Origin of the sequence: Cedecea sp. AS113, assembly GCF_037152415.1 — a bacterium.
Classification (GTDB): Bacteria; Pseudomonadota; Gammaproteobacteria; order Enterobacterales; family Enterobacteriaceae; genus Cedecea.
Map to the genome: position 1 here is coordinate 1 of NZ_JBBCMI010000043.1, position 3382 is coordinate 3382.

The 3382-nt window shown below is 37.9% G+C and carries 2 protein-coding genes and 3 pseudogenes; 4 read left to right on the plus strand and 1 reads right to left on the minus strand.

The genetic code is table 11. The features are described 5' to 3' along the window. The 3 pseudogenes from WFN87_RS23880 to WFN87_RS24235 all read left to right on the plus strand — a co-directional run. A pseudogene (locus tag WFN87_RS23880) lies at positions 1-454 on the plus strand (inverse autotransporter beta domain-containing protein); the annotation flags it as partial. A gap of 259 nt (positions 455-713) precedes the next feature. Further along, positions 714-1034: pseudogene (locus WFN87_RS23885) on the plus strand (integrase core domain-containing protein); the annotation flags it as partial. Between the two features lie 45 nt (positions 1035-1079). Next, positions 1080-1166, plus strand: a pseudogene (locus WFN87_RS24235) (IS6 family transposase); the annotation flags it as partial. A 67-nt stretch (positions 1167-1233) separates the two neighbouring features. Here WFN87_RS24235 and WFN87_RS23890 read toward each other — a convergent pair. Next, the gene (locus tag WFN87_RS23890; RefSeq protein ID WP_336983967.1) at positions 1234-1917 is read right to left on the minus strand and encodes a transcriptional regulator domain-containing protein; all 684 of its coding nucleotides are present in this window, start codon (positions 1915-1917) and stop codon (positions 1234-1236) included. Between the two features lie 238 nt (positions 1918-2155). Between WFN87_RS23890 and WFN87_RS23895 the strand changes: the two genes are divergently transcribed. Continuing rightward, on the plus strand, positions 2156-2740 hold the full coding sequence (locus tag WFN87_RS23895; protein WP_336983968.1) for a LuxR C-terminal-related transcriptional regulator: 585 nt from the start codon (positions 2156-2158) through the stop codon (positions 2738-2740). Positions 2741-3382 lie beyond the last annotated feature (642 nt).

Here is a 3382-nt window from a genome sequence, read left to right on the forward strand (position 1 = left end):
CAGTGGAGTGGTGAAGTTCACCGGCACGGGGACGGGCAGTAAAGTGACCATCACCGGCACCCCGACCAGTGGTCAGGGGAAAATCATTAAGTACAGCTTCACGCTTAAGAGCTGGTTCATAAATAGCGGAGCTACAACTAATACCTGGGCTGAGGCAAACACGTACTGCTCATCGCAGTCAGGGTATAGTATGCCAACGGTTCTACAGATGACCGCCAGCAAACTAGGAACCGTTTCAAAACGCAGTGTGATAGGCCATCTGTGGAATGAGTGGGGTGACATGTCTTCGTATAGTAAAGGGTTCAGCTCAGCATTCTCCTGGACATCAGATGAGTATGACAGCACAGCGCACTACGTGGTTACGCTCGGCAATGGGAACGTGAACTACCGGGATAACGATAAACAATCCGCGGTAGTCAGGGATGTAGCCGTCGTGTGTCGTCAGGGTCTTTAGCATTTAGTCTTTAGTTTTTAACCTTTGGTTTTTATTTTTAATGATGATTTTTTATTCACCCCCGCGCTCCCGCGGGGGTGAATGAGGAGAATGAATGATGGAGATAAAGGAGAAGCTGGCGCTGAGCGCCCGTCCAGGCTGCCTGACGCTGCGGGCTCAGGTTGCGGATTTGCTCATAAAGCCGGCGGCACTGCTGAAGGTGTTTATTTCTGGCGCGGGGGGCGATGGCCTGCATCCCGGCCTGCGTGAACCACAACACCCACAATTGCTGAAAACCGATAATGGCTCTTAATTTGCAGGGAAAATGCTGGACAAATGGGTGTACGAAAGAGGGATCCGCATCGACTTCTCACGACCGGGAACGCCCACGGACAATGCGACCGTGGCGTCGTTCAACGGCAGGCTGCGGCAGGAGTGCCTGAACGAAAACTGGTTCATGTCGCTGGAGGATGCCCGGTGCAAAATCGAAGCCTGGCGCATATACTATAACCAGAGACGTCCTCATTCTGCGCTGGGCTGGATGACCCCGTCCGAATTTGCTGAAAAGTCTGCCGGTTGCCAGAACATGCAACCAACATGAAGCCGGTTATTCCTGATTATGACTGGAGCATATTCGGGGTCAGGGTCACTGCACAAAGGTCAGGTTGAATCATTTTACTTTGGCCATCCCCTAGTCGAAATGCGTCTGGTGAGCCGAGTCTTTGAAATTTAATGTCCTTCAGCAACACCAGAGGCTTCACTATCACAATCTTTTCAACAATGCCTTTGTTTTAATAATTCTAAACAAGATCAAGATATTGCCCTCTTATATAACTTGTAGCCTTTTTTATTTTGTAACGAACCCTTGCGCGTAACCAATCTGAACACTCCCAACTCTGATCGGTAAAAAAATCCTTAAACTTAATTTTAGCAATTTCTCTCTGAGTTAATCCATTATTATACAAGTCATAGAATGACAGATATTCTTGTGTATTTTTCATTGATTTTGTTGTTAAAGCGCAATTTTCTCCATATAAAAAACTAACAAGTCGCAAGTTATTAACTAAGCTTGATTTGTTTAATGAAAAGAACAAAAAATTTTCATTACTGGATAATGCATCCTCTGTTATTATTTGTACATAACCATTTTCATTATAATATTTTGTAATGACACCAATGCCCTTTATTTCCAATGATTTATTAATTAATCCCAAGTCTATTTTTGAAGTGCCATAGATGTCATGCTCAGCACACTCTGCAACCTTTGCATAAAGTGTTCTTCTGCTAATTTTAGGACACCAAAAAACGTCTAATGGTGATGATGTATATGGATCAACAAAATTCACCAACCCCCATGATGCTGCAGCGTTATTTACTATTGCTTTTGAGTTTTTTTCTTGAGCCACTTTTAACTGCATTTCATTCCAACACTCTCTATAGCTATCATTTCTTCTAAGAAATTCCCATGCAAAATCAGTATACATTTATTACTCCTTTTTTTATTCATCCCTTTAAGAATTTCTGATAAATATTTTTTTTAAATTTTCTCCCTTACATTTTAAATGGCTTTATTTATTATTCTAAATAATGGATTCATTTACTATTACTAATTTAGTTCTGATCTTGAGTTATGCAATAGATTTGACATTTTCAAGAGTGGTTTTAGGATTTTAAGATAGGACTTTTACACTATTAGATAAATTAATGTGAGAGGTATAAAGTATGATGTTTATTATAAGCGACTGTATTGATCGTGATTCAGGCAAGGCAGTTATAAAAAACATAAAAGGACAGGTGTGTGAAATTTACTCATGTTACGAAAGAGATATCATAAAAAAATTCATCTCTCGTAAACCATCAGCAGTAGTCATTAGTGATTTTTTTTTGCTTAGGGATAGCAATGCGTATGAAATATTATTTCATGCGAAAAAAAATAATAGAATACTCTTTATTGTTTCAGATCTTTCAACTTTTAGAGAGGAATATATTCCTGTCGATTACAAAATAATTGTCATAGGGAATAATACTTTGTCAGAGCTTTTGAAGGATAAAGTTAGTAATTTCCTTGTCAAACAAGAATTTAAAAATAAAATTTTAAGTTACAGCAGGACTGAAAGTGAAGTTATTAAATGCCTTTGTGAAGGGAAGAGTGTTAAAGATATTTGCAATCAACATTCCTTCATGGAAAAAACTTTGTCAACTCATATTGGTAATATCAAAAAAAAATCAGGGCTTAGGAGTAAGCAGCAACTGTTTTATTTATACATAATACAAAAAAAGATAAATGATTTTTTACAAAAATCATGAAAATGAAGAGTGAAGTTAGTGAGTGATGTCGCCTCTAAAATTTACAATAATAACCTTCAACGTTATGCATCGTATTTTCTAAAAAAAATTACAGATCAAAAAGGATTTTTCTTCAACCATCTTGTATTTTTTACTTTTGAAAAAAAAATTGATGCGAACACTATAATTAAAATGCATATTATTTTATTTGCATCAAAACAACCAAGTAAGAATATGAATGAACTGTACAGAAAGAACGACACAAAGGATGACGGTTTATACTGGGTTATTTTATTTGTTTTTTTACAACCACACCACCTACATCTTGTGTCATTGATGTGAATAATCTTATTACAATGGTGGCAGCCTCTATAGTCATGCTTGAATACATGATAGTAATTTTCATAACTCTCTTTATTAATCATTTTATTATCCTCTAGAGAGAGATTGCATTCCAGTTGAATCAATACTATTCAAATTCTTATTTTTTAACAGGGAGTATTTTCTTTTGTAAATTTTATACGTGATGGTAGTCACCTGCCCCCTGGTTTCGATACAACCTTCAGTTAGTAATGTCGGTTGGTTTTTCTTCATATTTCCTGTTTCGCCAGTCCGTTGCGAATTCAGCTGGTGTCTGGTAATCCAGCGATGAATGGGGACGGC